The sequence below is a fragment of the Baekduia sp. genome (assembly GCF_035685985.1).
Classification (GTDB): Bacteria; Actinomycetota; Thermoleophilia; order Solirubrobacterales; family Solirubrobacteraceae; genus Baekduia.
Window position 1 is genome coordinate 59,129 of record NZ_DASRZV010000026.1, and the last position, 25,115, is coordinate 84,243.

The following is a 25,115-nucleotide window of genomic DNA, read 5'->3' on the forward strand; positions in this document are numbered from 1 at the left end:
GCGTCAGTCGACGATGTCGACGAGGACGCGGCGCTGCTCCTTGACGGCGGCGGCCTTGACGACCGTCCGCAGGGCATTGGCGGTGCGCCCGCCCTTGCCGATCACGCGGCCGTAGTCCTCCTCGCCGACCGACAGCTCGAGGACGACCGTTCCGTCGTCCTCGTCGAACTGCTCGACCGCGACCGCCTCGGGGTCGTCCACGAGCTGGCGGGCGAGGTAGTCGAGCAAGTCCTTCACGGCAGGCAGGCGCTGGGGGTGGGCGGTGGGTTAGTTCGAGGAGATGTCGATGCCCTGCGTGCGCAGGAGCTTGCGGACCTGCGGCGTGGCGGTCGCGCCGGTCCCCACCCAATGGCGGACGCGGTCCTCGTTGACCGTGATGGTGGAGGGATCGGTCTGCGGGTTGTACTGACCGAGGATCTCGATGTTGCGGCCGTCGCGCGGGGACCGCTGATCGGCGGCGACGATGCGCCAGATCGCGTTCTTCTTCGCGCCAACGCGCGTCAATCGGAGTCGAACTGCCATGGTTTCCTTGCGTTACGGAATGAAAGCGGGGAAAAGCGACGCTGGAGGTTAGCGAGCCTGGCGCATCAGGGCCTGCAGGTCGGGCATCCGGCCCTTCCCGATCTGCTTCATGACCTTGCGCATCTGGGCGAACTGCTTGACGAGCTGGTTGACCGCCTGGACGTTCGTGCCCGAGCCCTTGGCGATGCGCAGACGGCGCGAGCCCTTGATCAGCTCGGGCCGGCGGCGCTCCTCCGGGGTCATCGAGAGGATGATCGCCTGGACGCGATCCAGCTCCTTCTCGTCGACCTTGAGGTTCTTGAGCTGCTGGCCCGCGAAGCCCGGCATCATGCCCAGCAGCGACGTCAGCGGGCCCATCTTGCGCAGCTGCTTGAGCTGCTTGAGGAAGTCGTCGAGCGTGAACTCGTCCTTGCGCAGCTTGCGCTCGAGCTCCTTGGCCTCGTCCTCGTCGAACTGGCGCTCGGCCTTCTCGATCAGCGACATGACGTCGCCCATGCCGAGGATCCGCTGCGACATCCGGTCCGGATGGAAGGCCTCGAACTGGTCGAGCTTCTCGCCGACCGAGGCGAAGAGGATCGGCTTGCCGGTGACGGCCTTGACGCTCAGCGCGGCGCCGCCGCGGGCGTCGCCGTCGAGCTTGGACATCACGACGCCGTCGAAGTCGACCGCCTCGGCGAACTGCTCGGCGACGTTGACGGCGTCCTGGCCGGTCATCGCGTCGACGACGAGCAGGATCGACGTCGGCTTGACGACCTTGCGGATGTCCTTGAGCTCCTGCATCAGGCGCTCGTCGACGTGCAGGCGGCCGGACGTGTCGACGATGAGGACGTCCTTGCCCTCCATCTTGGCCCGGTCCAGCGCCCAGCGGGCGATGTCGACCGGATCCTTGTCGGTGCCCTGCTCGTAGACGTCGGCGCCGGCCTGGCCGCCGACCTTGATCAGCTGGTCGACCGCGGCCGGGCGGTAGACGTCGCACGCGGCGACGGCGACCGACGAGCCGTTGTGCTCCTTCAGGAACCGGGCGAGCTTGGCCGTGGCGGTCGTCTTGCCCGAGCCCTGCAGGCCGGCCATGAGGATGACGGTGGGCGGCCGGGGTGCGAACGTGATCCCGGCCGAGGAGCCGCCCATGAGGGCGGTCAGCTCCTCGTTGACGATCTTGACGACCTGCTGGCCGGGGTTGAGCTGGCCGAGCACGTCGGCGCCGAGGCAGCGCTCCTTGACCGTCGCCGTGAACTGCTTGACGACCTTGAAGTTGACGTCGGCCTCCAGCAGCGCGAGGCGGATCTCGCGCATGGCCTTGTTGACGTCGTCCTCGGTCAGCGTGCCGCGGCCGCGGACGTCGGACAGGGTCTCCTGGAGCTTCTCGGCAAGGGCGTCGAACACTGTCCGCTCAGTCTACGGCGCGGGGCGAGCGCTGACGACGAGCGGCGATGCCGCTCCGGCCGGGCCGAACACGCTGACCTCGGCCAGCGCCGCGCCGGTGGACGGCGCGAGCGCGATCAGCGGCGCGTAGGGCAGGCTGCCGCCGGACGCGGGGGCCTCGATCGTCTCCGGCGCGCCGAAGGGCTGCGACGGCGACGGACGGAGCGCGGCCTGCGCCTGCTGCGACGCGCCGTCGGGGTCGGCGCCCGCGACGCCGGTGCGCCAGACGACGCCGGCGCCGCCCGCGGCGTCGACGCTCAGGTCGCCGAGGACCGCGTCGACGGCCGGATCCGAGACGGTCTGCGGCGTGCTCGTGTGGCCGCCGCTCAGCGACATCACGCGCACGACGTAGTGGCCGGTGCCCGCGTCGTAGCCGGTCCAGGCCAGCAGCGACGCGCCGCCGGTGACCAGGCGGACCGCCGGGTCGCTCACGTAGCGGCCGGTGCCCTCGACGCCCACGGACTCGATCTGCTTGGCCTTGTTGAAGCCCTTGCCCGGGGCGGCGGTGGTGAAGAACAGCGTGGCGGGCGTGGAGGCGTCGCCCTCGCCGACGCGCTGGCTCACCCACGCGGCCATCAGCCGGCCCCCGCTCTCGACCGCGGCCTGCAGGTGCGACTGGACGCCGTCGCCGATGTGGTGCACGGCGCCGACCCCGCCGGACGTCCCGACGTGCCGGGCGTAGATGTGGTGCGCGTTCTCCCAGACCATCAGGACGTCGCCCTTGGCGCCGACCGCGACGGTCGCGCCGCGGCCCTGGGAGCCGACCTTGGCCTGGAACGCCTGGACGAAGCCGCGGCCGTTGGGACGGCGGATCAGCAGGCGGCGCTCGGTGGTGTTGCCCAGGACGATCGCGATGACGCCGTCGTCGTTGGCGGCCAGGGCGAAGGCGTGCTCGCCCGTGGAGCCCGGGATGCCCTTCAGCGGGCCGACGTCGCCGCCGCCGGTGCCGTAGGCGACCTGGACGTGGCTCTTGTCGGAGATCGTGCCGTCGCGGTCGAGCGTCGAGCCGGCGATGACGTAGTGGTCGCGGGCGTAGGACGCGGCCAGGACCGAGGCGATGGACAGGCTGCGGGGCGTGCCGGCGGCGGCGCCGGTGGCCGGGTTCAGCGGGACGATCTCGGTGGGCGCGCCGGCGGGGGTCACGGCGTTGGAGCGGTCCGACGCCGGGAAGACCAGCGCGCGGCCGTCGCCGGTGACGATCAGCGGGGCGGGCGTCGGCGCGGCGCCGGGGATGGCCGCGGGCTCCGTCCAGGGCGCGGCGGCGACGGCGGCGGCGGTGGCGGCGGGCACGGCGGCGACGGTCGTGGCGAGCGCCGCGACGGCCGCGAGGACGACGGGGGTACGACGGAAAGGCATGCCCCTTCAACGTAGCCCCGGCAGCCCGGGTTTCATGCGCTTCGTGAGGATTTCGTCAGGCGTTCTGGCGCCGGCGCAGGATCGTCACCCCGTCGCGCACGGTCAGCTGCGTGGCCACCACGCGCGGATCGCCGGCCCAGCGGTCGTTCAGCGCCGCGATCGCCTCGTCGCCCTCCGAGTCCGGCGCCAGGACGTCGCCGCCGCGCAGCGTGTTGTCGGCGACGATCAGCCCGTCCGGCGCGAGCTTGGCCAGCGCCGCCTCGTAGTAGTCGGGGTAGCCGGTCTTGTCGGCGTCGATGAACACCAGGTCGAACGGGCCGTCCAGCCGCGCGAGGCTCTCCAGCGCCGGGCCGCGGACGATCTCGATGCGATCGGCGTAGGCACTGGCGTCGACGTGGCGCTGGGCGAAGTCGGCGTGGCGGTCGTCCAGCTCCAAGGTGATGATCCTGCCCTCGGGCGGCAGGGCCTCCGCCATCGCCAGCGCGCTGAAGCCGGCGTAGGTGCCGACCTCGACGACCAGGCGGGGCCGGGCCGCCGCGACCAGCGTCTGCAGCAGCCGCGCGACCACCGGCCCCGACAGCATCGACGGGTAGGGCAGCTCGCGCGTCGCCTCGTCGTGCAGGCGCTGGAGCGCGGCCGGCAGCGGCGTGGTGTGCGCCGCCGCGTAGGCCTCGATGTCAGAGCGGACGAGGTCCGCCATGCGGGGGCTCCACCCGCGGGTTCTCCTCCTCGCCGCCGCCCGCGAACGCGCTCGACAGCTTGCCCAGCGCGGCGGTGAACTCCGACGGGATCACCCACAGCTTGTTCGCGTCGCCCTGGGCGATCTGCGGCAGCATCTGCAGGTACTGGTAGCTGAGCAGCTTGGGGTCCGGGTTGCCGGCGTGGATGGCCTCGAAGACCGTGCCGATCGCCTTGGCCTCGCCCTCGGCCGCCAGGATCGCGGCCTGCTTCTGGCCCTCGGCCCGCAGGACCGCGGACTGCTTCTCGCCCTCGGCGGTCAGGATCTGGGACTGCTTGAGGCCCTCGGCGTTGAGGATCGCCGCACGACGGTCGCGCTCGGCGCGCATCTGCTTCTCCATCGCCTCCTGGATCCCGGCCGGCGGGTCGACGGCCTTCAGCTCCACGCGGTTGATCCGGATCCCCCACTTGCCCGTGGCCTCGTCGAGGACCGTGCGCAGCTGCGAGTTGATCTGGTCGCGGGAGGTCAGCGAGTCCTCCAGCGTGAGGCCGCCGATGACGTTGCGCAGCGTCGTCACCGTCAACTGCTCGATCGCCTGCAGCGGGTTGGCCACCTCGTAGGACGCGTCCTTGGGATCGGTGATCGTGAAGTAGAGGACCGTGTCGATGTTGACGGTGACGTTGTCCTCCGTGATGACGCCCGACGGCGGGAACGAGACGACCTGCTCGCGGAGGTCGATCAGCGGCCTGACGCGGTCGATGAACGGCACCACGATCGCCAACCCGGGCTCGAGCGTGCGGCTGTAGCGGCCGAAGCGCTCGACGACGCCGGCGCGGGCCTGGGGGATGATCCTGATGGTCCGCGCCGCGACGAAGAGCGCGAACAGCAGGACGACGGCGAGCGCGATCAACGCGACCACGTGGTGACCTCCGTGTAGTTGATGTTCATGGTGCGACCAAGGCGGTGGCGCCGCGGATCTCGACGACGTCGACCTTCGCGCCCGCCTCGATGACCAGGTGGTCGTCGTAGGCGCGCGCGGTCCAGACCTCGCCGTCGATGCGCACCGCGCCGACGCCCTCGTCGTTGGCGATGCGCTCCAGGACGATGCCGCTGCGGCCGATCAGCGCGGCCGTGCCGGTGCGGATCGCGGGCGGCGTGTACATGTGGCGCCGCGCGATCGGGCGCACGAGCGCGAAGCAGAAGATCGTGATCACCGCGAACACGATCAGCTGGATCGCGCCGCCGGCGCCGAGCAGCGCGGCGAGCATCCCGCCGAACGCGCCGGCGGAGAACGGGGCGAGGAAGAACCCGGTGGTGGCGATCTCCCCCACCGCCGCGGCAACCGCGCAGACCAACCAGATCAGCCAAGCGTCCATCAGTGAGCTGAGTATCCCAGGGCGGGCATCCTGCGAGAGCTAACTGCCCGTTGTGCAGGTTCTTACGCGGTGCGGCGCGCGTTAAGCGGTGACCAGAGCGCGGGCGAAGTCGTCGGCGTCGAACGGGCGGAGGTCCTCCAGCGCCTCGCCGATGCCGATGAGCTTGACGGGGATGCCGAGCTCGCCGGCGATCGCCAGCGCGATGCCGCCCTTGGCCGTGCCGTCGAGCTTGGTCAGGACGATGCCGTCGACCGGCACGGCCTGGGAGAAGAGCTTGGCCTGGCGAACGCCGTTCTGGCCGGTGGTCGAGTCGATCGTCAGCAGCGTCTCGTGCGGCGCGTCGGGCATCTGCTTGCCGATGACGCGGCGGATCTTGGTCAGCTCGTCCATCAGCTGGTCCTGGTTGTGCAGGCGGCCGGCGGTGTCGATGATGACGACGTCGATCCCGCGCTCGCGGCCCTGCTTGACGGCCTCGAAGGCGACGGAGCCGGGGTCGGAGTTCGGCGGGCCGGTGACGATCTCGACGTCGGCGCGCTTCGCCCAGACCGCCAGCTGCTCGACGGCGGCGGCGCGAAAGGTGTCGGCGGCGCCGAGCAGGACGGTCTTGCCCAGCTCCTGGCGGATGTGCCAGGCGAGCTTGCCGATCGTGGTCGTCTTGCCGGTGCCGTTGACGCCGACGGCCATGATGACCGTGGGCTCGTGGGTGAGGTCGATCGTGTCCGTGCCGGTCTTGGCGATGCCCGCGAGCAGCTGGACGAGGCGCTCCTGCAGCGCGGGGCCGCCCTCGACCTGGCCGGAGGTCGCCTCCTGCTCGAGCCGGCCGACGACGTCGGCGGTCGTGCGCGCGCCGACGTCGGCCATGATCAGCGCCTCTTCGAGGCGCTCCCAGGTCTCGTCGTCGAGCGTGTCGAAGAGCGTGGCCTGGATCTCGGTGGTCAGCGCCTCGCGCGTCTTGGACATGTTCTCCCGCAGGCGGCGGAAGAAGCCACGGCGCTTCTCCGGCGCCTCCGCGGGATCGGAGGCGTCGGCGGCGGTCGCCGCGTCGCCGGTGATGAACAGTTCGCGCCAGTCTCGGGCCATCGCTGCGCGAAGATAGCGAGGTGATCGAGTTGCGCACCGTCCCGTCCGATGACCCGCAGGCAACGGCCTTGGTCGCCGCGATGGTCGACGAGGTCTCCGAGCTGTACGGCCGCATCGACGTGCCGGAGGCGCCGAGCGCCACGCCCGAGGACTTCAGCGCCGCGCGCGGCGGCGCGTTCTTGGTCGTGTTCGAGGACGGCGCGGCCGTCGCGGGCGGCGGGCTGAAGCGGCTGGACGACGACGCGAGCGCGTGCGAGATCAAGCGCATGTTCGTGGTGCCGGCGGCGCGCGGGCGCGGGCACGCGTCGCGGTTGTTGCAGGGGTTGGAGGACGAGGCGCGGCGGCTCGGGTACCGGGTGGCGCGGTTGGACACCGGCGAGCACCAGCCGCAGGCGCAGGCGATGTACGAGCGCGCGGGCTACGCGCGGATCGGGAACTTCAACGCCAACCCGTTCGCGTCGTTCTGGGGCGAGAAGGCGCTGTAGCGGTTAGCGTCCGCCCATGCTCCGCCCCTTCATGCTCGCCGTTGTCGCCGCGCTGGTCCTCGCGGCGCCCGCGGCCGCCGAGACCCAGACCGCCTCGCTCGGCGCGGTCAGCGCGACGTTCTCCTACACCAAGGTCGACGACTTCCAGTACAGCGGGATGGACGTGCAGATCACCCGCGCCGGCGCCGTGGCCTACACGGGCGTCGCCTCCGGGCCGGGCTGCGCGCCGCCCTACTGCGCGCCGGGTGGCGCCGTCGGCGGGTCGGCGCTGCGCGTGGCCGACCTCGACGGCGACGGCGAGCCGGAGGTCCTCGTGGACCTCTACACCGGCGGCGCGCACTGCTGCACGATCGCCGAGATCTTCCGCTGGACGGGCAGCACCTACGCGACGACCACGCGCGACTTCGCCGACTTCGGCTACACGCTGAACGGCGGCACGTTCGTCACCGGCGACGTCCGCTTCGCCTACTCCTTCGCGTCGTTCGCCGACTCCGCGATGCCCGTGCGGCTGCTCGCGTTCAAGGCCGGGACGTTCAGCGACGTCACCCGCGCCCATCCCGCGACGCTCCGCGCCGACGCCGCCCGCTGGCTGAAGGAGTACAAGAAGCGCCGGGGCGGCACGCGGGCCCTCGGGCTGCTCGCCGCCTGGGTCGCCGACGAGTACCGCCTCGGCGCCTCCGGCCACGCCGCCGCCGACCGCTTCCTCACCGCCGAGCTGCGCGCCGGCCGCCTGCGCGCCGACCAGGGCTGGCCGCACGGCAAGGCCTACATCTCGGCGCTGAAGCGGCGGCTGCGCGCCTGGGGGTACGGCGGCTAGGCCCCGGCCCCCACGGGCTCCGCCGAGGCTCCGTTGCCGTTGGACTGCGCCGCCTCGGCGTCCTTGACGTACTCCTTGGGCATCTTGCGCGACACGATCTTGGAGACGCCGTCGTTGCCCATGGAGACGCCGTAGAGGGTGTCGGCGGCCTCCATGGTGCGCTTCTGGTGGGTCACGACGATGAACTGGGCGCGGTCGGCGTGGGCCTGCAGGAGGTCGAGGTAGCGGGTGATGTTGAGGTCGTCGAGCGCCGCCTCGACCTCGTCCAGGATGTAGAACGGGCAGGGCTTGGCCAGGAAGACGCTGAAGAGGAAGGCGATGGCGGTCATGGTCTTCTCGCCGCCGCTCAGCAGCGTCAGGCGCTTCATCGACTTGCCGGCGGGCGTGATCTCGATCTCGACGCCGAGGTCGTCGTCGGGCGCGACGCCGCCCTCCTCGGCCTGCGCCTCGGCGTCGGCGGCGGCCTCGGCGGCCGCCTCGGCCTCGACCTCGGAGGACCCGTCGCCGTTGTCGTCGGCCTTCTGTCCGCCCAGGACCGGCCGCGGCGCGTTCTCCTCGCGCACCAGCGACAGCCGGCCGCTGCCGCCCGGGAAGAGCGTCTTGGACAGCTCCTCGAAGTTCTTGGCCGCGGCCTCGAACGTCTCGGTGAACGTCGTGCGGATCTGCTTGTCGGTGTCGCGGATGAAGGCCTTCAACTCGCGCAGCGCGGTCTCCAGGTCGGTGCGCTGGCGCTCCAGCTCGTCGACGTGGGCGACGGCCTCGTCGTACTCCTGCTTGGCCAGCGGGTTGACCGGGCCGAGCTGCTCGCGGCGCTTGACGAGCCGCTCGATCCGCTGGCGCAGCTGCGAGGCCTCCTCGACCGGCAGCGGCTCCTCGCGCGGCTCGGCCTCCAGCCCGAGCTTCTCGGCGAGCTGCCCGAGCTCCTCGGAGGCCTCCTTCTCCTGGTCGCGCAGCTGCTGCGCGCGGACCTCGGCCCGCGTCACGGCCTCGTTGCGCTCCCCGAGCTTCTGCTGGATCTCGGCCTCCGCGGCCGCGCACGCGCGCAGCTCCTGCGCGACGCCCTCGCCCTCGGCGCGGTCGGCGGCCAGCGCGGACTCCATCTCGCCGACGCGCGCGACGACCGCCTCCAGGACCACGGCCAGGACGTCGGCGACGCGGCCGGCGGCCGGGCCCAACCGGCGGTCGCGCTCCAGCTGCGCCTCCAGGTAGGCGATCCGCCGCGTGCGCTCCTCGCGCGCCTTGGCGGCCTGCTCGGCGACGCGCTTCTCGGCCGCCAGCTCGCCCTCCAGCTGCGCGCGCCGGACCGCGGCCTCGCCCTGCTCGGGCGCCTTGCGGCGCTCCTCCATCAGCCACGCGGCCTGGCGCTCGGACTCCTTGGCCTCCGCGTAGGCGCGCTCGGCGTCGCGCCGCTCCCGCTCGGCCACGTCGCGCGAGCTGTCGGCGGCGCCCACCGCCGACGTCGCCGCCTCGACGCCCTTGCCCGCCTCGTGCTCGGCCTGGACCTGCTTCTCGGCCTGGGCGATCAGCGCGTCGCGCTGGTTGCGCATCGCCAGCACGCGCTCCGCCCCGCCCTCGGCGGCCTGCTGCAGCTCGCGCGTCGCGCCGAGCCAGGCGCGGCCCGCGGCGGTGACCGCGACGCCCGTGAACGTGTCGGGCACGTCGTCGAGGGACTCGACGAGCCAGGCGTCGGCGAGGAGCCGGCGGGCGAGCGAGAGCGCGGGCTCGGGGCCGCGGACGAGGTCGGTGAAGGGACGCGCGCCGGGGACGGGCGGCGTCGGCGTGGCCGGCGCGACGGTCGCGTCGGACGGCGAGGCGGCGTCGGCAGGCGAGGCGCCCTCGTTCGCGGAGGCGTCGGCGATCAGCGCGCGGCCACCGTCGCGCTTGGCGCGATCGAGGAGCGCCGCGCCGGCCGCGCGGTCGGCCACCACGGCAGCGGAGAGGCGCGCGCCGAGCGCGGCCGACAGCGCCAGCTCGGCGCCCGGCTCGACCTCGAGGTCGTCGCTCAGCGACCGCGCCCCGCCCGCCGGACCGCTGTGCGACCGCAGGAACTGGTTGGCCCGCGCCAGCTCGGCGCCGACCTTCGCGGCCTCGCGCCGCGCCGCCTCGGCGGACGCCTCCGCGGCCCGCCGCGCCTGGCGCGCGACCTCGCACGCCTGGTCGGCCTCGGCCAGCGCCGCGCGCTTGGCCTCGACGTCGGCCTTCAGCTCCTCGACGCGCGCCGCCGCCGCGTCGCGCTGCTCCTCCAAGGCCTTCAGCTCGCGCTCCAGCGCGGCCGCGCGGTCCTCGTCCAGCTCCTTGAGCTGCGCCTCGATCGACTCGATCCGCTCCAGCCCGTTCTCGTCGGGCTGGTCCTCGGCGGCCTGGACCCGCAGCGCGTCCAGCTGGCGCTCGCGCCCGCCGGCGCGCTCGGCCACCTGCTCGGCCGTCTCGCGCGTGCGCTCCAGGCGCAGCTCGATCCGGTCGGCCGCCGACCGCGCGCGCTCCACCCGCCGCGCCAGCGCCTCGCGCTGCTCGGAGCGCTTGGCCAGCGCCTCCTCGGCCAGCTGGCGGCGCGCCGCGACCTCGCGCAGCTCGCCCTGCATCGCCTCGCGCTCGGCACGCGACGACGTCACCTTCTCGACGGCCTCGGCCATCTCGGAGCGCCGCGCGCGCACGGTCTCCCGGGCCAGCTCCCAGCGCGCCTCGACCGTCTGGCGCTCCAGCCGCTCGTGCAGCTCGGCCGCCTCGGCCTGGCGCTTCAAGGGCCGCAGGCGCGACCGCGCCTCGCGCTCGACGTCCAGCGCGCGATCGAGGTTGTCCTGCGTGCGCTCCAGCTTGAGCTGCGCGCGCCGCCGGCGCTTGCGGTGCTTGCCCAGCCCGGCGGCCTCCTCGATCAGCAGCCGCCGGTCCTTCGGCTTGGACGTCACGATCGCCTCGACGCGCCCCTGGGAGACGACCGAGTGCATCTCCTTGCCCAGGCCCGTGTCGCTCAGCACCTCCAGCACGTCGACCATGCGGCACTTCGCGCCGTTGAGCCGGTACTCGCCGTCGCCGGACCGATCGAGCTTGCGGACGATCGAGATCTCGCCGACCGGCAGGTCGACCGTCCCGTCGGAGTTGTCGAGCACCAGCTCGACCTCGGCCGACGAGCGCGCCTGCACGCCGCGGCCCCCGCCGAAGATCACGTCCTGCATCGACTGGCCGCGGACCGCGAGCGGCGACTGCTCGCCCATCGCCCACAGCACGGCGTCGGTGATGTTCGACTTGCCGGACCCGTTCGGGCCGACGATGACCGACACGCCGGGCCCGAACTCGAGCTTGGTGCGGTCGGGGAAGGACTTGAAGCCCTTCAGGGTCATCGACTTCAGGTGCACCCGCACATGGTGGCGAAGCCATCGGACGTTCGCGCCCGAAGGTTCGGGGCCTACCCGTTATGCAGGGGTTTCGGCGGGCTCGTCGCGCTCCAGCGACTCCAGCGCCACCCGCGCGGCTTCCTGCTCGGCGTGCTTCTTGGACCGCCCGGACCCCGTGCCGATGACGGCGCCGTCCACCGTGGCGGCCACCGCGAAGGTCCGGTCGTGCGGCGGGCCGTGCTCGGCGGTGACCTCGTAGGCCACGACCTCGCCGCGCTGCGCCAGCCGCTCCTGCAGCGTCGACTTGTAGTCGACGGGATGCTCCAGCGCGTTCTCCAGCTCGGGCTGGAAGGCCTCGACCACGGCGGCCGCGGTGCGCTCGTAGCCCGCGTGCAGGAAGCAGGCGCCGATGACGGCCTCGATGATCGACGCGAGCACGCGCTCGGTCTCCATCAGCGCCGTGGTCTGCTCGGCGCCCTCCGGCGCCGCGGCCCGCAGCCGCTCCGGCACGCCGAGGCGCTCGGCGACGTTGCGGCACGACGGCCCGGACACCGTCTGGGCGCGGATCTTCGTCAGGCGGCCGGCGCCGTAGCGCTCGGCCTCCAGCAGCGGGTAGATGTGCGCGGTGATCGCGAGCCCCAGGACGCTGTCGCCCAGGAACGCCAGGCGCGCGTAGGAGTCCGACCGCCGCGCCGTCCAGGACGCGTGGGTGAAGACCTGGCGGGCCAGGTCCTCCGGCACCTCGTCGAGGAGATCGCGCAGCTGCTGCAAGCGAGTCTCAGGTCGCGCTGGGCGCGTGGGCGAGGACGAAGTCGACCGCCTGGCCGACCGAGAGGATCTGCGCCGCCTGCTCATCGCTCATCTTGACCCCATAGGAGTCCTCGAGCTCCTGGACGAGCGTGTAGAGGTCGAGCGAGTCGGCGTCCAGGTCCTCCTTGAAGCGCGTCTCCTCCGTGATGCGCTCGGCATCCAGGTCGAGCTCGTCGGCCAGGTGGTTGCGGATCAGCGTGAAGACGTCTTCGCGGGTCATGACGGTTGGTCCCCAACGGTAGTGCTCTCGGCGGACGCCAGCGGCGGGCGGGACTTCAACGCCCCCGCGTCGTCCAGCGCGGTCAGCGTCGAGCCGACGACGTCGTTGCGCACGCCGCGCGCCGCCAGGAGGACCGCCTGGGAGAAGCCGGCACGGGTGAAGCGGCCGTGCGGGACCACCCCGAGCTTGCGCAGCCCGAGCAGGTACGCGCCGCCCTGGGCCTCCGGGTCGATCTCCGCGCGCAGCTCCCCGAGGTCGCGGCGCATCAGCAGGCCGCCGAGCTTGCCCCGGTTCGATCCCATCGCGGCCTCGCGGATCGAGCGCAGCGTCGCGGACGACACGCCCTCGATGAGCTTCAGCGCGACGTTGCCGGTGAAGCCGTCGGCGACGACGACGTCGGCGTGGCCGTCCATGACGACGTTGCCCTCGGTGTTGCCGACGAAGTCCACGAGCGGCGACTGCGCGGCGCGCTCCTCCAGGAGCCTGTGGGCCTCCTGGACCAGCGGCGTGCCCTTGATCGCCTCGGTGCCGTTGGACAGCAGCGCCACGCGCGGGCGCTGGAGCCCCAGCACCGTGGTCGCCAGCGCGGCGCCCATGAACGCGAACTGCACGAGGTGCTCGGGGCGGACCTCGGCGTTGGCGCCGACGTCCAGCAGCGTGACCGGCGGGCGGCCGCCCGGGACGGGCAGCGGGATCGCCAGCGCCGGGCGGTAGATGCCCTGGGCGCGGCGGACGTTCAGCAGCGCGGCGGCGAGGGCGGCGCCCGTCGAGCCGCCGCTGACCAGCGCGTCGGCGCGGCCGTCGGCGACGGCCTTGGCGGCCAGCACGATCGAGGCGTCGGCCGTCGACCGCGCGGCCGAGACCGGGTCCGGGACCTTGGCGATCGAGACCGGCGCGTCGACGATCTCGACGAGGTCGCCGGACGGCAGGTCGGCCTCACGGAGCTTGTCCGCGGGCCCGAAGACGATGGAGCGGACGCCCTGGGCGGCCGCGAGGGCGGCGCCGGCGGCAACCTCCGCCGGCCCGAGATCAGCCCCGTTGGCGTCGACGGCGACGACGACGCGATCGGTGGCCCCTTCCGGAGCCATCAGCTAGTCGTGGCTGTGGCCGTGGTGCCCGTGGTCGGGCTCGAGGACCTGGCGACCCGAGTAGGTGCCGCAGACCGGGCACACCCGATGCGGGCGGCGCGGCGAGTGGCACTGCGGGCACGCGTTGACGGCGGGCGAGCTGATCTTGTGCTGCGAACGACGCTTCGTCGTGCGGCTGTGCGACTGCTTCTGCTTCGGGACGGCCATGAGCGACGCAGAAGGGTAGCGGACGGCGGACCGCGGTGCTGCGCGGATGCTCGCATGGTTGACTCAGACGCCGTGTCCTCCTCCCCATCCCCCTGCGCGCGCCCCATGTCCCCCGCCGACGTGCGAGCCGCCGCGGTCGTCGCCGGCGACGCGCTGGCGACCGCGATCCCCGTGGCGTTCCTGCCCTCCTCGCCCGAGGAGGAGCGCGTCCACCTGACGCGCCGCGTCGCGCGCGTCGCGCACCTGCTGGAGACCGATCCCGACGGCGCCTGGGTCGCCGAGGACGAGGACGGCGAGGTCGTCGGCGTCGCGCTGGCGATCGTCCGCGAGGGCGTCTGGGGCCTGTCCCTGCTGGGCGTCAAGCCCGACCTGCAGAGCCGGGGCGTCGGGCGGCAGCTGCTGCGGGAGTCGCTGCGCACGCTGGACGGCTGCCGCGGCGGGATCGTCCTGGCCTCGACCGACGCGCGCGCGATGCGCAGCTACTTCCGCGCGGGGTTCAAGCTCGTGCCGTGCGTCGCGGCCGCCGGGGAGGTCAACCGCGCGCGGATCCCGTCCGGGCTGAAGGCGCGGCCGGGCGCGCTGGAGGACGAGCGCGACCGGGCGCTGATCGACGCGGCCTCCCGCCGGGCGCGCGGGGCCACGCACGCGCCCGACGTCGAGACGCTGCGCGCGGCGGGCAGCGAGCTGCTCGTCCACGACGGCGGCGGCTGGGCGATGCACCGCGACGGCTCGCCGGTCGTCCTGGCCGCCCACGACGACGCGGTCGCCGCCGACCTGCTGTGGTCGTGCTTCGCGGGCGGCGCGGCGGGCGGCGCCGTGCACGTCGACTTCATCGCCCACGACAACGACTGGGCGATCGCCGTCGCGCTCGACATGGGGCTGTCGCTGGGGACCGAGGGCCCGGTCTTCGTGCGCGGCGAGCTGGGCACGATGGCGCCCTACCTGCCGTCCGGGGCCTACCTGTGAGGCTGCGGCCCGCGACCCGTGAGGACCTCCGAGCGCTGACGGCGCTGACGCGCCGCTGCGACGCGTCCCACCGGGCGTGGGCCGGCGACGACCTGCCGATGCCGTCCGAGGAGGGCGAGGAGCTGGAGTGGGAGCTGCGCCTGGCGCGCACCGGCGCGTGGGTGCGCGTCGCCGAGGACGAGGCCGGCGGCGGGATCCTCGGCACGATCGCCGTCGCCCGCGCGCAGGTCGCCGCCGACGACCCCACGCCCGTCCCCGGCCTCGCGCACGTCAGCGCGCTGTTCGTGGACCCCGACCATTGGCGGCGCGGCATCGCCCGCGCGCTGCTGGAGGCCGCCGAGGACGCGATGCGGGCCGCCGGCTACGACCGCGCCCAGCTGTGGACGCTGGAGGGCTCGCCGGCCGAGCGCCTCTACCGCGCGCTGGGCTGGGAGCGCGACGGCCGGCGCGACCGCTTCGCCCCGATGGGCCTGGCGACGGTCGCCTACGTCAAGGCACTCTGACAGACGGCATTCCGGACTAACCGGACGTCGAGTAGGGACACTCACCAAAAGGCGTTACTCCTTCGACATGAACCGCTTGCTCCTCGCCGCGACGTTCTCCGCGGCCCTTCTGCTCCCCGCCTCGGCGGGCGCCTCGACGGTGTCGTCCACGCAGGTCAGCGGCAGCGTCTACTCCACGACCTTCCAGGCGGGACCTGGTCGCAGCGACGTCACGCTCGCGGGCAACGGCCGCACCTGGTCGGATGCCGCCCAGACCCTGACGGCGGGCGCCAACTGCTCGGGCGGCCCGGTCGTCACCTGCCCGCAGGGCGACGCCGAGGTCTTCTTCCGCGGCGGCAACGACCGTCTCACCAACACGTTCTCGTTCTTCGGCGTCAAGGTCCACGGCGGCGGCGGCGCCGACACGATCTCGGCCAACGGCAACACGACCGAGGTCTGGGGCGACAACGGCGCCGACCACCTCGACGTGCAGGCCAACGGCACGTCGCTGGCCCACGGCGGCGCCGGCGCCGACGAGATCCGCGGCGGCTTCCCGAACGGCAACGGCACGAAGCTCGACGGCGGCGACGGCCCCGACCTCGTCGTCGGCAACTCGCTCGACGACAAGCTGATCGAGGGCGACGACGGCCGGGACCAGCTGTTCAGCGTCGTCGGCCTCAGCTCGACGCTCGACGGCGGCCCCAAGGCCGACACGCTCGTGAGCCTCGGCACCGGCAACCCGGCGTTCCTGGGCACGGTCACGATGAACGGCGGCGACGGGCCGGACACGATCAAGGGCGGCCCGACCGCCGACGTCTTCGACGGCGGCAACGGCGCCGACGTGATCGACGTCTACGACGGCGACCCCTCCGCGCGCGCCGACCGCGGCACCTGCGGCCCGGGCAACGACACGGTCTACGCGGACCCGACCGACACGATCGGCGCCGACTGCGAGACGGTCGTCTACGGCCCGGCGCCCGACCTGCCTGCCGTCGACGCGGCGATCGCGCACCTGCACGCCGCGTTTCCGGACACGCCGCTCCCGTAGCGAGCCCCACAAGCCCCCGCCACCCCGGCGGTCGAAGCAGGCCGGCGCCGGACGCGCCGGCCTGCTTCACGTTCGGGCGCGGGCTACTCCTCGAACTTGATCTGCGACAGCGCCGCCCAGCGCGGGTCCGGGCCCTTGTCGTGGTGGTGCTCGGGGCCGGCGGCGTTGAGGTTGACGCCGCACTCGGGGCAGAGGCCGAGGCAGTCGGGCGTGCAGAGGATGTTGGCCGGGAGCGCGAGCGCGAGCGCGTCGCGGGTCCAGCCGGAGACGTCGAGGACCTCGCCGTCGACGTAGGGCGAGTCCAGCTCCGGGCCGTCGCCGGGCTGGTCGATCTCGCGGGCGTCGACCTCGAACTCCGGCGACGCGGGCTCCAGGCAGCGCATGCACGGGCCGTTCAGCGACGCGGTCAGCCGCAGGCGCAGCGACCAGCCGCCGCCGGTCATGCGCGTGGCGTCCAGGCGGACCGGGATCGGCGCGGGCCGGACGTCGTAGCGCTCGTTGCTGAGCTCGAAGTGGTCGAGCGGGACCTCGAGGTCGATGGTGCGGGCCTCGCCGGCACGGAGGTGCAGCGGGGCCAGGTCGAAGGTGTCGGTACGCGCGGACATCGCGTTGACGAGGGTAGAAGATGGTTCGGTGCGCGCCATGGTCCTCGATGCTCCTCGAACGCCGTTGCGGCCGGCCGACCTGCCGATGCCCGTTCCTGGCCCGGGCCAGGTGCTCTTGAAGGTCAAAGCGTGCGGGGTGTGCCGGACGGATCTGCACGTGGTCGACGACGAGGTCCACGCGACGCGCGCGCCGCTGGTGCTGGGCCACCAGATCGTCGGCGAGCGGACCGACACCGGCGAGCGCGTCGGCGTGCCGTGGCTGGGCTGGACCGACGGGACGTGCCCGTACTGCGCGCGCGGCCAGGAGAACCTGTGCGTGGCCGCGCGGTTCACCGGCAAGGACCTCGACGGCGGGTACGCGGAGTACTGCGTGGCCGACGAGCGCTTCTGCCTGCCCTTGCCGGACGCGATCGACGACGTGCACGCGGCGCCGCTGCTGTGCGCGGCGCTGATCGGCCTGCGGACGCTGCGCGCGGGCGGCGACGCGGCGCGCGTCGGGATCTACGGGTTCGGCAACGCGGCGCACCTGATCTGCCAGGTCGCGACCTGGGAGGGGCGCGAGGTGTACGCCTTCACGCGGCCGGGCGACGAGCGCACGCAGGCCTTCGCGCGGGAGCAGGGCGCGGTGTGGGCGGGCGGGACCGACGAGCGCCCGGACGTCGAGCTGGACTCCGCGCTGATCTTCGCGCCCGCCGGCGAGCTGGTCCCGCTCGCGCTGCGCGCGGTCCGCCCGGGCGGCGTCGTGGTCTGCGGCGGGATCCACATGAGCGACATCCCGTCCTTCCCCTACGCCGACCTCTGGGAGGAGCGGTCGCTGCGGTCGGTCGCCAACCTCACGCGCGCGGACGGCCGCGAGCTGCTGGCGCTCGCGCCGAAGGTCCCGCTGCGCGCGGCGGTCACCACGTACGCGCTCGAAGACGCGCAGCGGGCGTTGGACGACCTGCGCGGCGGCGCCCTGGAGGGCGCCGCCGTGATCGTGCCGTGAGGACCGCGAGATTCGCCCCCTGGGCGATTCTCGCAATGGAGTCAGCGCCCTCCGGGCGATGACTCCACGGCCAGCTCGCGCTTGAGGACCTTGCCGGTCGCGTTGCGGGGCAGCTCCTCCAGGAAGAGGATCTCGCGCGGCACCTTGTAGGACGCCAGGTTGGCCTTCACGTAGGCCTTGAGCTCGTCCTCGGACGCGCCGCGGCCCGACGACAGCACGACGAACGCCCGCAGGCGCTGACCGAACTTCTCGTCGTCGACGCCGAGCACCGCGACCTCGTCCACGCACTCGTGGTGGCTGAGCAGGTCCTCGACCTCGCGCGGGAAGACGTTCTCGCCGCCGCTGACGATCATCTCGTCGTCGCGACCGTCGACGAACAGGCGCCCGCCGCCGTCGAGGTGGCCGAGGTCGCCGGTCGACATCAGGCCGTCGACGATCGCCTTGTTGCCGCCGCCGGTGTAGCCGTCGAAGACCAGCTCGTTGCCGACGAAGATCCGGCCGGTCTCGCCCCGCGGGACCTCGTGGCCGTCGTCGTCCAACAGCTTGACGACCGTGCCGAACGGCGGCCGGCCGGCCGTGCCGGGCGCGGCGCGCAGGTCCTGCGGCGTGGCGATCGTCGCCCAGGCGACCTCGGTCGACCCGTACAGGTTGTAGAGCACGTCGCCGAAGCGGTCCATGACCTCGGTGGCCAGCGGGCCGGGCAGCGCGCTGCCGGACGCGCCGATGATCTTCAGCGTGCGCAGGTCGTAGCGCGCGATCGTCTCGGGCGGCAGCTCGAGGATCCGGCTCAGCATCACCGGGACGACGGCCAGGGTCGTGCACTCGTGCTGGGCGATCGCGCTGAGCGTGCCCTCCGGGTCGAAGCGGCGGCGCAGGACGAGCTGGGCGCCGAGCGCCATCCCGAGCGTGAAGTGCGCGAAGCCCCAGGAGTGGAACATCGGCGCCGCGACCATCCACGGCTCCTCGGCGCGCAGCGGGATCTTCGACAGGAGGCCCGCGGCGGGCAGCAGCGACTTGGGCTGGGAGCGGTTGGCGCCCTTCGGCGTGCCGGTGGTGCCGCTCGTCAGGATCACCACGCGGCCCTTCTCGGCGGGCGGGACGAGGTTGCCCGTGTCGCCGCCGCGGATCAGGTCCTCCAACAACGGGTCGCCGCTGGCGGGCTTGCCGTCCGCGCCGTCGAGCCAGGCGACGAAGCGCTTGCGGCGCTTGCCCGCCTCCTCGACCATCCCGGCGAACTCCTGGTCGTAGACGATGGCCTTGGGCTTCTCGCGCAGGCAGACGTCGGTGATCTGCGGCCCCGCGAACATCGTGTTGAGGTACAGCGCGTTGGCGCCGAGCTTCGAGCACGCGACGGTCGCGTCGACGAACCCGCGGTGGTTGCGGCACAGGATCGCGACGCCGTCGCCCTCGCCGATCCCGAGGTCGCTCCACGCGTTGGCCAGCGCGTTGGTCCGCTCGTGGATCTCCTGGAAGGTCAGCGTGCCCAGCTCGTCGACGATGCCGACCTTGTCGGGGCGCCGGACGGCCGAGACGCTGTACCCCGCGGCGGGCGTCGGGCCCCAGCGGAGCATGGTCGAGGCCATGTGGAAGAGCTTCTCGGGACGCATCGGGCGGACGACGCCCGCGTCGGCGAGGATCTTGACCGCGTGGCCCGCATGACCGACCCGGTCGAGCACTTGGTGAACCTGAGAGGACATGTGATTCGTGACTATCGCAGCTAGCCGCCCCGTCTGCCGCGCTCAAGAGCCGTCAGGGCAGTGCCAGATCGCGGGGGACCTCGCCCCGCTCGATCAGCGCGCGGATGTCGGCGGCGCGGCCGGGGTTGAGGAAGACGTGACGCTGCCCCACGCTCGGCTTCTCCAGCAGCAGCCCGGCGTGCAGCAGCGCCTCGCCGACGGCGTCGGCCAGCGCGCGGTCGTTGCCCGCGAAGCCGCGGGCCAGGTGGGTGAAGTCGGTGTGGTAGCCGCCCCACTTGCCCATGCCGTCGAGCCGCTGCAGGATCCGGCGCGCGACGCGGCGTGACGGGTCGGGGTCGTCGTGCGGGCGCGCGGGGCCGCGGCCCTGGTCCTGCAGCGCGAGGATCGCGTCCTCGTGCTCGTCGTGGGCGTGCGGGTCGGCGGGCCGCGCGCCGAGGCGGGCGAGCTCCAGCGCGATCAGCAGCGGATGGGCGGGGCCGATCGGCGGCTTGAGGTCGGTCGGCTCGGCGATCTCGGCGGGGATCGCGACAGCCAGCGCCTTGAGGCGGTCGATCGGCTCGGCCTGCTCCTCGAAGGCCAGCGGCCACAGCTCGAGGTCGGCGGTCGGGCTGGCGAGGTGCAGCGCGAGATGGCCGGTCGACGCGAGGCCCGCGGTCAGCTCCAGCAGCGTCTCCCCCGTGCACTGCACGAGCGCGCCGACGGTCGCCGCGGTCAGCAGCCACGCGCGCTCGTCGACGGCGTCGGGATCGGCGCGCAGCTCGACCGGGACCGGCAGGACCGCGTAGATGCCGTCGTCGTCGGACGCGGCCGCGACGACGATCGGATGCTCGTAGCCCGAGCGGGCCTCGTGCAGCTCCTGCTCGCCGTGGTGCAACTCCCGTTGCAGCAGCTCGCGCAGCTGCCCGTGGCGCTCCCGCGGCGCGTCGGCGCCGCCGGCGTCGGCCAGGACCTGCTCGATGCCGGTGAGGGTCGGCCGCATGGATGGCCCGGAACTGTAGGTCCGTCCGTCCCGGACCGCACACTGGTCGTCCCGAACTCCATGAAGCTGGTCCATGCCGCCGACATCCACCTCGACAGCCCGATGCACGGGCTCGCCGCCTACGACGGAGCTCCCGTCGAGGAGCTGCGCCTTGCCGCGCGCCGGGCGTTCTCCGGCCTGGTGGACCTCTGCCTGGCCGAGCGCGCCGACGCGCTGACGATCGGCGGGGACCTCTACGACGGCGACTGGCACGACTACGCGACCGGCGCGTTCTTCGCGCGCGAGGCCGCGCGGCTGGCCGAGGCGGACATCCCGGTCGTGGTCGTCACCGGCAACCACGACGCGGCCTCGCGGATCACGCGGTCGCTGCGGCTGCCGGAGTCGGTCCACGTGCTGCCGGTGGACGCGCCGGGGTCGGTCGTCCTGGACGGGTTGGGCCTGGCGGTGCACGGCCAGGGCTACGCGACGCCGGTCGTCTCGGCCGACCTGTCGGCGGACTACCCGGCGCCGGTGAGCGGCCTGGTCAACGTGGGGTTGCTGCACACCAGCGCCGACGGCAAGTTCGACCACGCGCCCTACGCGCCGTGCCGCGTCGAGCGGCTGGCCGAGCGCGGCTACGACTTCTGGGGCCTCGGCCACGTGCACGAGCGCGCGCTGCTGTGGGCGGATCCGCCGATCCTGTTCCCGGGCTGCCTGCAGGGGCGCTCGGTGCGCGAGACCGGGCCCAAGGGCGCGACGATCGTGACGTTCGGGACCGACGGGCGGCCGCTGCTGGAGGAGCGCGTGCTGGACGTCGTGCGCTGGGCGGTCGTCGACGTGGACGCGTCGGAGCTCGCGGACGTCGACGAGGTGGCGCTGGCCGCGGCCTCCGCGCTGTCGAGCGCGGTCGAGGACGCCGAGGGACGGCTGCTCGCGGCGCGCGTGCGGGTCGTCGGCGCCTCGCCCGCCCACGCGGCGCTGCTGCGCGACGCGCGGCGCTTCGCGTGGGACCTGCGCGCCGCCGCGGGCGACGGCGCGTGGATCGAGAAGGTCCAGGTGCGCACGACGCCGGTCGCCGCGCCGGCGCTCGACGCCGACGACGCGCTGGCGTCGCTGGGCGCCGCGATCGCCGACGCCGACGTCGCGTCGCTGGCCGAGGAGCTGGCGCCGCTGGCCGCGCGCCTGCCGGTGACGCTCGACTGGGATCCGGCGGACCCCGCGGTCGTCCGCGCCCTGCTGGAGGACGTCGAGCGCGAGCTGCCGGCGCTGCTGCTGGACGGTGGCACGTCGTGATCCGGATCGCCCGGCTGGACCTCGCGCGCTGGGGCCACTTCGAGGGCCGCTCGCTGCCCTTCGGCGACGCGGGGTCGCTGCACGTCGTCTACGGCCCCAACGAGGCCGGGAAGTCGACGACGCGCCGCGCGATCGGCGCGCTGCTGTTCGGCGTCCCGGAGCGCACGGGCGACACCTACGGGCGCGCGCCCGGCGACCTGCGGATCGGCGCGCGGCTGGAGTTGGGCGCGGGCGACGACGCGGCGTCGCTCGAGGTCGTCCGGCGCAAGGGCCGCAAGGACACGTTGTTGGACGCCGACGGCGCGCCGCTGGACCCGGCGCCGCTGGAGGCCGCGCTGGGCGGCGTGACGCGCGAGGTCCACGAGGGCCTGTTCGAGATCACGCACGAGCGGCTCGTGCAGGGCGGCATGGACCTGCTGGCCGGGCGCGGCGCGGTCGGCGAGTCGCTGTTCGCGGCGGCCGCCGGCACCTCGCGGCTCCATGCCCTGATGCGGCGGCTGGAGGCCGACGCGGACGAGCTCTTCTCCACGCGCCCGTCCAAGAAGGACCTCAACCTGCTGCTGGCGCGGCACGCGGAGGCGCTTCGCGTCCTGCGCGACGCGTCGCTGCGCCCGCCGCGGTGGGAGCAGCTGGCCCGCGAGCTGCGGGAGCTGGAGCAGGCCCATGACGCGGCCGGCGAGCAGCTGCTGGCGGCCGACCGCGAGCGCGCGCGCCTCGGCCGGCTGCAGGGCGTCGTGCCGCTGGTGGCCCAGCGGGTGACGGCGGCGCGCGCGCTGGAGGCGCTCGGCGAGCTGCCCGCGCTGGACGGCGACGCGAGCGCCCGCCGCGTGGGCGCGCTGGAGCGCCGGCGCGACGCGGGGGCGCGGGCGCGCGCCGCCGAGCGCGAGCTGGGCCGCCGTCGCGCGCGCCTGGACGAGCTGACCGTGGACGACGCGCTGCTGCCGCGCGCGGCCGAGATCGACGCGCTGCACGCGCGGGCCTCGGGCGTGGCGCAGGACGGCGAGCGGCGCGCGGAGCTGAGCGCGCGGGCGACGGCGCTGGCGGCGCGGGTGGAGGCGGCGTCGGCCGAGGGCGTCGCGACGCCCGACGACGCGACGCGCGCGCGGCTGGAGGCGTGCCTGCAGGAGCGCGCGGCGGTGGAGCAGGCGGCGCGGTCGACCGCCGCGGCCGTCGAGGAGGCGGGCCGCGCCGCCGAGCGCGCGCGGCGGGCGCTGGACGCGCTGCCGGGCGCCGCCGACGACGCGCCGCTGGCCGCCGCGATCCGCGCCGCCCGCGCGGCGGGCGGAGTCGACGAGCAGGTCGCGCGCGCCCGCGCCGAGGAGGCCGCCGCCCGCCGCGAGGCCGAGGCCCACGCGGCGCGCATGGCCCCGCCCGTGCGCGACGCCGAGACGCTCGCGCGCCTGCCCGTGCCCGACCGCGGGGCGGTCGCCGGGGTGCTGGAGGGGTTGGTCGAGGCCCAGGAGGTCGACGCGCAGCTGGCGACCGAGGCGACCGCGATCGCCGACGAGATCGACCGCCTGCACCGCGACCGCGAGCGCATCGCGACCGATCCCGCGCCGCTGGCGGCGACCGCGCTCGACGACGCGCGCGCGGCCCGCGGCGCGCTGTGGGCGACGCTGCGCGCGGCGCTGCTCGCCGGGACGCCCGCCGATCCCGAGGCCTATGAGAACGCGGTCGCCGCCGCCGACGACGTCGCCGACACCCGCTTCCTGCACGCCGCGGACCTCACGCGCCTGGTCGACGTCGAGCAGCGCCTGGCGACCTTCGGCCGCGACGCGAGCGAGCTGGCCCACCGGCGCGAGCGGCACGCCGCCGTGCTGGCCGACGCGACGCGGGCCTGGGAGGAGGCGTGGTCGGCGACGGCGCGCGCGCTCGGGGGCGACGCGTCCCCGACCGCCGTCCCCTCCCCCGCCCAGGCCGGCGCGTGGCTGGCCGGACGCGACGCGGTCCTCGACCACCTCGCCGCGGCGGCGGGCGCGGCGCGTGACGCCGCCGCGGCCGCCGCGCTGCGCGCCCAGCACGCCGCGGCGCTGCGCGCGCTGCTGGGCGACGACGCGCCCGCGGGCGACGTCCCGCTGCCGGCGCTCGTCGAGCAGGCCGACGCGCGGCTGCACACGCTCCGCGAGGAGGCCGACCGGCACGCGCGGGCGACCGACGCCGTCGCGCGCACCGCCACCGAGCTGGAGGACGCCGAGGTCGCCGCCCGCCGCGCCGTCGCCCGGCGCGACGAGTGGCAGGACCGCTGGACGTCGCTGCGCGACGCGTGCGGGCTCTCCCCGTCGCTGGCGCCCGACGACGCGCTGGCCGCCGTCCGCGCGCTCGACCAGGCCGCGCGCGACCGCGACCAGCTCGACGCGCTGCGCGCCGAGATCGCCGCCGTCGACGCGCGGCGCGCGGCGTTCGAGGAGGCGCTCGCCGCGCTCCTCGCGGCGATCGCGCCCGAGCTGTCCGACGCCGCCCCGGCCGCCGCCGCGAGCACGCTGCACGGCCGTGCCGCCGCCGCGCGGGCCGCGGCGAGCGAGCGCGCCGACATCACCGCCGCCATCGCCGAGGCGGAGGCCGAGCACGCCGAGGCGACCGCGATCGCCGCCGAGGCCGACGCGGAGCTGGCCGCGCTGCGCGCCGCCGCGGGTGCCGCCGACGACGAGGACCTCGTCCGCCGCGAGCGCGCCGTGGCCGAGGCCGAGCGGCTGCGCGGCGAGCTGCGCCGGCTCGACGCCGACCTCGCCCGCGCCGGCGGCCGGCCCGCCGACGAGGTCGCCGCGGCCGTCGCCGAGCTGGACGCCGACGCGCTGCCCGCGCGTCTGGACGAGCTGGAGGCCGCCGCCGCGCGCCATCGCGACGAGCGCGAGGCCACCTCCGAGCGGCTCGCCCTGGCGCGCAAGGAGCTGGCCCAGCTGGAGCGCTCCGAGGAGGCCGCCGCCGCGCGCCAGGAGGCGACGGTCCTGGAGGCGGAGATCCAGGAGGTCGCCGAGCGCTACGCCCGCGCCCGCCTCGCCCAGCGCGTGCTGCGCGACGCGATCGCCCGCTTCCGCTCCGCGCACGAGGGCCCGCTGCTGACGCGCGCCAACGAGCTGTTCCCGGCCCTGACCTGCGAGCGCTTCGCGCGCCTGGAGACCGACCTCGACGAGCGCGACCGCGACATCCTGGTCGCCATCCGCGCCGACGGCTCCCGCCTGCGCGTCGACCAGCTCAGCGACGGAACCCGCGAGCAGCTCTTCCTCGCGCTGCGCCTGGCCGCCATCGAGCGCCACGCCGCCACCGCCCAGCCGCTCCCGGTCCTCTTCGACGACGTCCTGCTGGAGTCCGACGACGAGCGCGCCGAGCGGATCCTGGCCGCGCTGGCCGGGCTGGCGACCCACACCCAGGTCATCGTCCTCACCCACCACCGCCACCTCGTCGAGATCGCCACGGAGACCGTCGGCGAGCGCCTCGACGTCATCGCGCTCGGCGACGACGCGCCGGTCGCGCCGCCGGCCGCGGCCGGCTCCGGCGCGCGGCCGCGGAAGGCGAAGGCGCGCGCGGAGCAGGCGGCGCGGGCGGAGCAGGCGGCGTCGGCGAAGGAGCCCGCGCCCACGCTCGCCGAGGAGCTCGAGGCCGTCGCGGCCGGCGCCGGCCCGCGCACGGATCCGACGCCCTACGGCGAGCAGACGACGTTCCTGTAGGCGTCGCCCGCGCCCGCGCCAC

At 74.5% G+C, this 25,115-nt stretch carries 24 protein-coding genes; 8 read left to right on the forward strand and 16 right to left on the reverse strand.

The genetic code is table 11. The annotated features are described in order from the left end of the window. Positions 1-3 precede the first annotated feature (3 nt). The 8 genes from VFG42_RS17185 to ftsY all read right to left on the reverse strand — a co-directional run bounded on the left by VFG42_RS17185 (position 4) and on the right by ftsY (position 6,435). On the reverse strand, positions 4-237 hold the full coding sequence (locus tag VFG42_RS17185; RefSeq protein WP_324909993.1) for a KH domain-containing protein: 234 nt from the start codon (positions 235-237) through the stop codon (positions 4-6). A 30-nt stretch (positions 238-267) separates the two neighbouring features. Next, entirely contained in the window at positions 268-504 is a 237-nt protein-coding gene (gene rpsP, locus VFG42_RS17190) for a 30S ribosomal protein S16 (RefSeq protein ID WP_414642402.1), read from the reverse strand. Positions 505-570: 66 nt separating this feature from the next. Beyond that, positions 571-1,905 carry a signal recognition particle protein gene (gene ffh / locus VFG42_RS17195; protein ID WP_324909995.1) on the reverse strand — a complete coding sequence of 445 codons (1,335 nt, stop codon included), beginning with the start codon at positions 1,903-1,905 and terminating at the stop codon, positions 571-573. A gap of 12 nt (positions 1,906-1,917) precedes the next feature. Further along, positions 1,918-3,300 (reverse strand): hypothetical protein, encoded by a 1,383-nt coding sequence (locus tag VFG42_RS17200; protein WP_324909996.1) that lies wholly within the window; start codon positions 3,298-3,300, stop codon positions 1,918-1,920. Positions 3,301-3,355: 55 nt separating this feature from the next. Beyond that, positions 3,356-4,000, reverse strand: a complete 645-nt coding sequence (locus VFG42_RS17205) for an O-methyltransferase (protein WP_324909997.1) — start codon at positions 3,998-4,000, stop codon at positions 3,356-3,358. After that, complete coding sequence (locus tag VFG42_RS17210) at positions 3,978-4,898, reverse strand: SPFH domain-containing protein (RefSeq protein WP_324909998.1); 921 nt, start codon at positions 4,896-4,898, stop codon at positions 3,978-3,980. The genes VFG42_RS17205 and VFG42_RS17210 overlap by 23 nt, the downstream gene beginning before the upstream one ends. A 25-nt stretch (positions 4,899-4,923) precedes the next feature. Then, complete coding sequence (locus tag VFG42_RS17215) at positions 4,924-5,355, reverse strand: NfeD family protein (RefSeq protein WP_324909999.1); 432 nt, start codon at positions 5,353-5,355, stop codon at positions 4,924-4,926. An 81-nt stretch (positions 5,356-5,436) separates the two neighbouring features. Continuing rightward, a complete protein-coding gene (gene ftsY / locus VFG42_RS17220; RefSeq protein ID WP_324910000.1) occupies positions 5,437-6,435 on the reverse strand; it encodes a signal recognition particle-docking protein FtsY in 999 nt (332 codons plus the stop codon). A 20-nt stretch (positions 6,436-6,455) separates the two neighbouring features. On the opposite strand from ftsY, the gene VFG42_RS17225 reads away from it, so the two are divergent. Next, a complete protein-coding gene (locus VFG42_RS17225) occupies positions 6,456-6,920 on the forward strand; it encodes a GNAT family N-acetyltransferase (RefSeq protein ID WP_324910001.1) in 465 nt (154 codons plus the stop codon). A 16-nt stretch (positions 6,921-6,936) separates the two neighbouring features. Then, positions 6,937-7,737, forward strand: a complete 801-nt coding sequence (locus tag VFG42_RS17230) for a hypothetical protein (protein ID WP_324910002.1) — start codon at positions 6,937-6,939, stop codon at positions 7,735-7,737. Here VFG42_RS17230 and VFG42_RS17235 read toward each other — a convergent pair. From VFG42_RS17235 to rpmF, 5 genes are all read right to left on the reverse strand, one after another. Continuing rightward, positions 7,734-11,075: a chromosome segregation SMC family protein gene (locus tag VFG42_RS17235; protein ID WP_324910003.1), complete on the reverse strand. Its 3,342-nt coding sequence runs from the start codon at positions 11,073-11,075 to the stop codon at positions 7,734-7,736. The genes VFG42_RS17230 and VFG42_RS17235 overlap by 4 nt on opposite strands. A 72-nt stretch (positions 11,076-11,147) precedes the next feature. Continuing rightward, entirely contained in the window at positions 11,148-11,840 is a 693-nt protein-coding gene (locus VFG42_RS17240; protein WP_324910004.1) for a ribonuclease III family protein, read from the reverse strand. A gap of 7 nt (positions 11,841-11,847) precedes the next feature. After that, on the reverse strand, positions 11,848-12,099 hold the full coding sequence (gene acpP / locus VFG42_RS17245) for an acyl carrier protein (protein WP_324910005.1): 252 nt from the start codon (positions 12,097-12,099) through the stop codon (positions 11,848-11,850). After that, complete coding sequence (plsX, locus tag VFG42_RS17250) at positions 12,096-13,187, reverse strand: phosphate acyltransferase PlsX (RefSeq protein ID WP_324910006.1); 1,092 nt, start codon at positions 13,185-13,187, stop codon at positions 12,096-12,098. Before plsX ends, acpP begins: the two co-directional genes overlap by 4 nt. 3 nt (positions 13,188-13,190) lie before the next feature. After that, the gene (gene rpmF / locus VFG42_RS17255) at positions 13,191-13,394 is read right to left on the reverse strand and encodes a 50S ribosomal protein L32 (protein ID WP_324910007.1); all 204 of its coding nucleotides are present in this window, start codon (positions 13,392-13,394) and stop codon (positions 13,191-13,193) included. Positions 13,395-13,499: 105 nt separating this feature from the next. On the opposite strand from rpmF, the gene VFG42_RS17260 reads away from it, so the two are divergent. From VFG42_RS17260 to VFG42_RS17270, 3 genes are all read left to right on the forward strand, one after another. Then, on the forward strand, positions 13,500-14,360 hold the full coding sequence (locus tag VFG42_RS17260) for a GNAT family N-acetyltransferase (protein ID WP_324910008.1): 861 nt from the start codon (positions 13,500-13,502) through the stop codon (positions 14,358-14,360). Then, positions 14,357-14,863, forward strand: coding sequence for a GNAT family N-acetyltransferase (locus VFG42_RS17265; protein WP_324910009.1), 507 nt, complete (start codon positions 14,357-14,359; stop codon positions 14,861-14,863). Before VFG42_RS17260 ends, VFG42_RS17265 begins: the two co-directional genes overlap by 4 nt. Positions 14,864-14,930: 67 nt before the next feature. Then, complete coding sequence (locus VFG42_RS17270) at positions 14,931-15,890, forward strand: hypothetical protein (RefSeq protein WP_324910010.1); 960 nt, start codon at positions 14,931-14,933, stop codon at positions 15,888-15,890. 83 nt (positions 15,891-15,973) lie between these two features. Here the strand turns inward: VFG42_RS17270 and VFG42_RS17275 are convergent, their stop codons facing one another. After that, entirely contained in the window at positions 15,974-16,495 is a 522-nt protein-coding gene (locus tag VFG42_RS17275; RefSeq protein ID WP_324910011.1) for a DUF177 domain-containing protein, read from the reverse strand. Between the two features lie 28 nt (positions 16,496-16,523). Here VFG42_RS17275 and VFG42_RS17280 point away from each other — a divergent pair, with 28 nt between their 5' ends. Continuing rightward, positions 16,524-17,480 carry a zinc-dependent alcohol dehydrogenase family protein gene (locus VFG42_RS17280; protein ID WP_349260431.1) on the forward strand — a complete coding sequence of 319 codons (957 nt, stop codon included), beginning with the start codon at positions 16,524-16,526 and terminating at the stop codon, positions 17,478-17,480. Positions 17,481-17,521: 41 nt separating this feature from the next. On the opposite strand, the gene VFG42_RS17285 is transcribed toward VFG42_RS17280, so the two are convergent. Beyond that, on the reverse strand, positions 17,522-19,177 hold the full coding sequence (locus tag VFG42_RS17285) for an acyl-CoA synthetase (protein WP_324910012.1): 1,656 nt from the start codon (positions 19,175-19,177) through the stop codon (positions 17,522-17,524). A gap of 52 nt (positions 19,178-19,229) precedes the next feature. Next, positions 19,230-20,156, reverse strand: a complete 927-nt coding sequence (locus VFG42_RS17290; protein WP_324910013.1) for a hypothetical protein — start codon at positions 20,154-20,156, stop codon at positions 19,230-19,232. A gap of 60 nt (positions 20,157-20,216) precedes the next feature. Between VFG42_RS17290 and VFG42_RS17295 the strand changes: the two genes are divergently transcribed. Together VFG42_RS17295 and VFG42_RS17300 are read left to right on the forward strand one after the other, a co-directional pair. Then, positions 20,217-21,428, forward strand: coding sequence for a DNA repair exonuclease (locus VFG42_RS17295; protein WP_324910014.1), 1,212 nt, complete (start codon positions 20,217-20,219; stop codon positions 21,426-21,428). After that, positions 21,425-25,093, forward strand: a complete 3,669-nt coding sequence (locus VFG42_RS17300) for an AAA family ATPase (protein WP_324910015.1) — start codon at positions 21,425-21,427, stop codon at positions 25,091-25,093. Before VFG42_RS17295 ends, VFG42_RS17300 begins: the two co-directional genes overlap by 4 nt. The last annotated feature ends 22 nt before the right edge of the window (positions 25,094-25,115 follow it).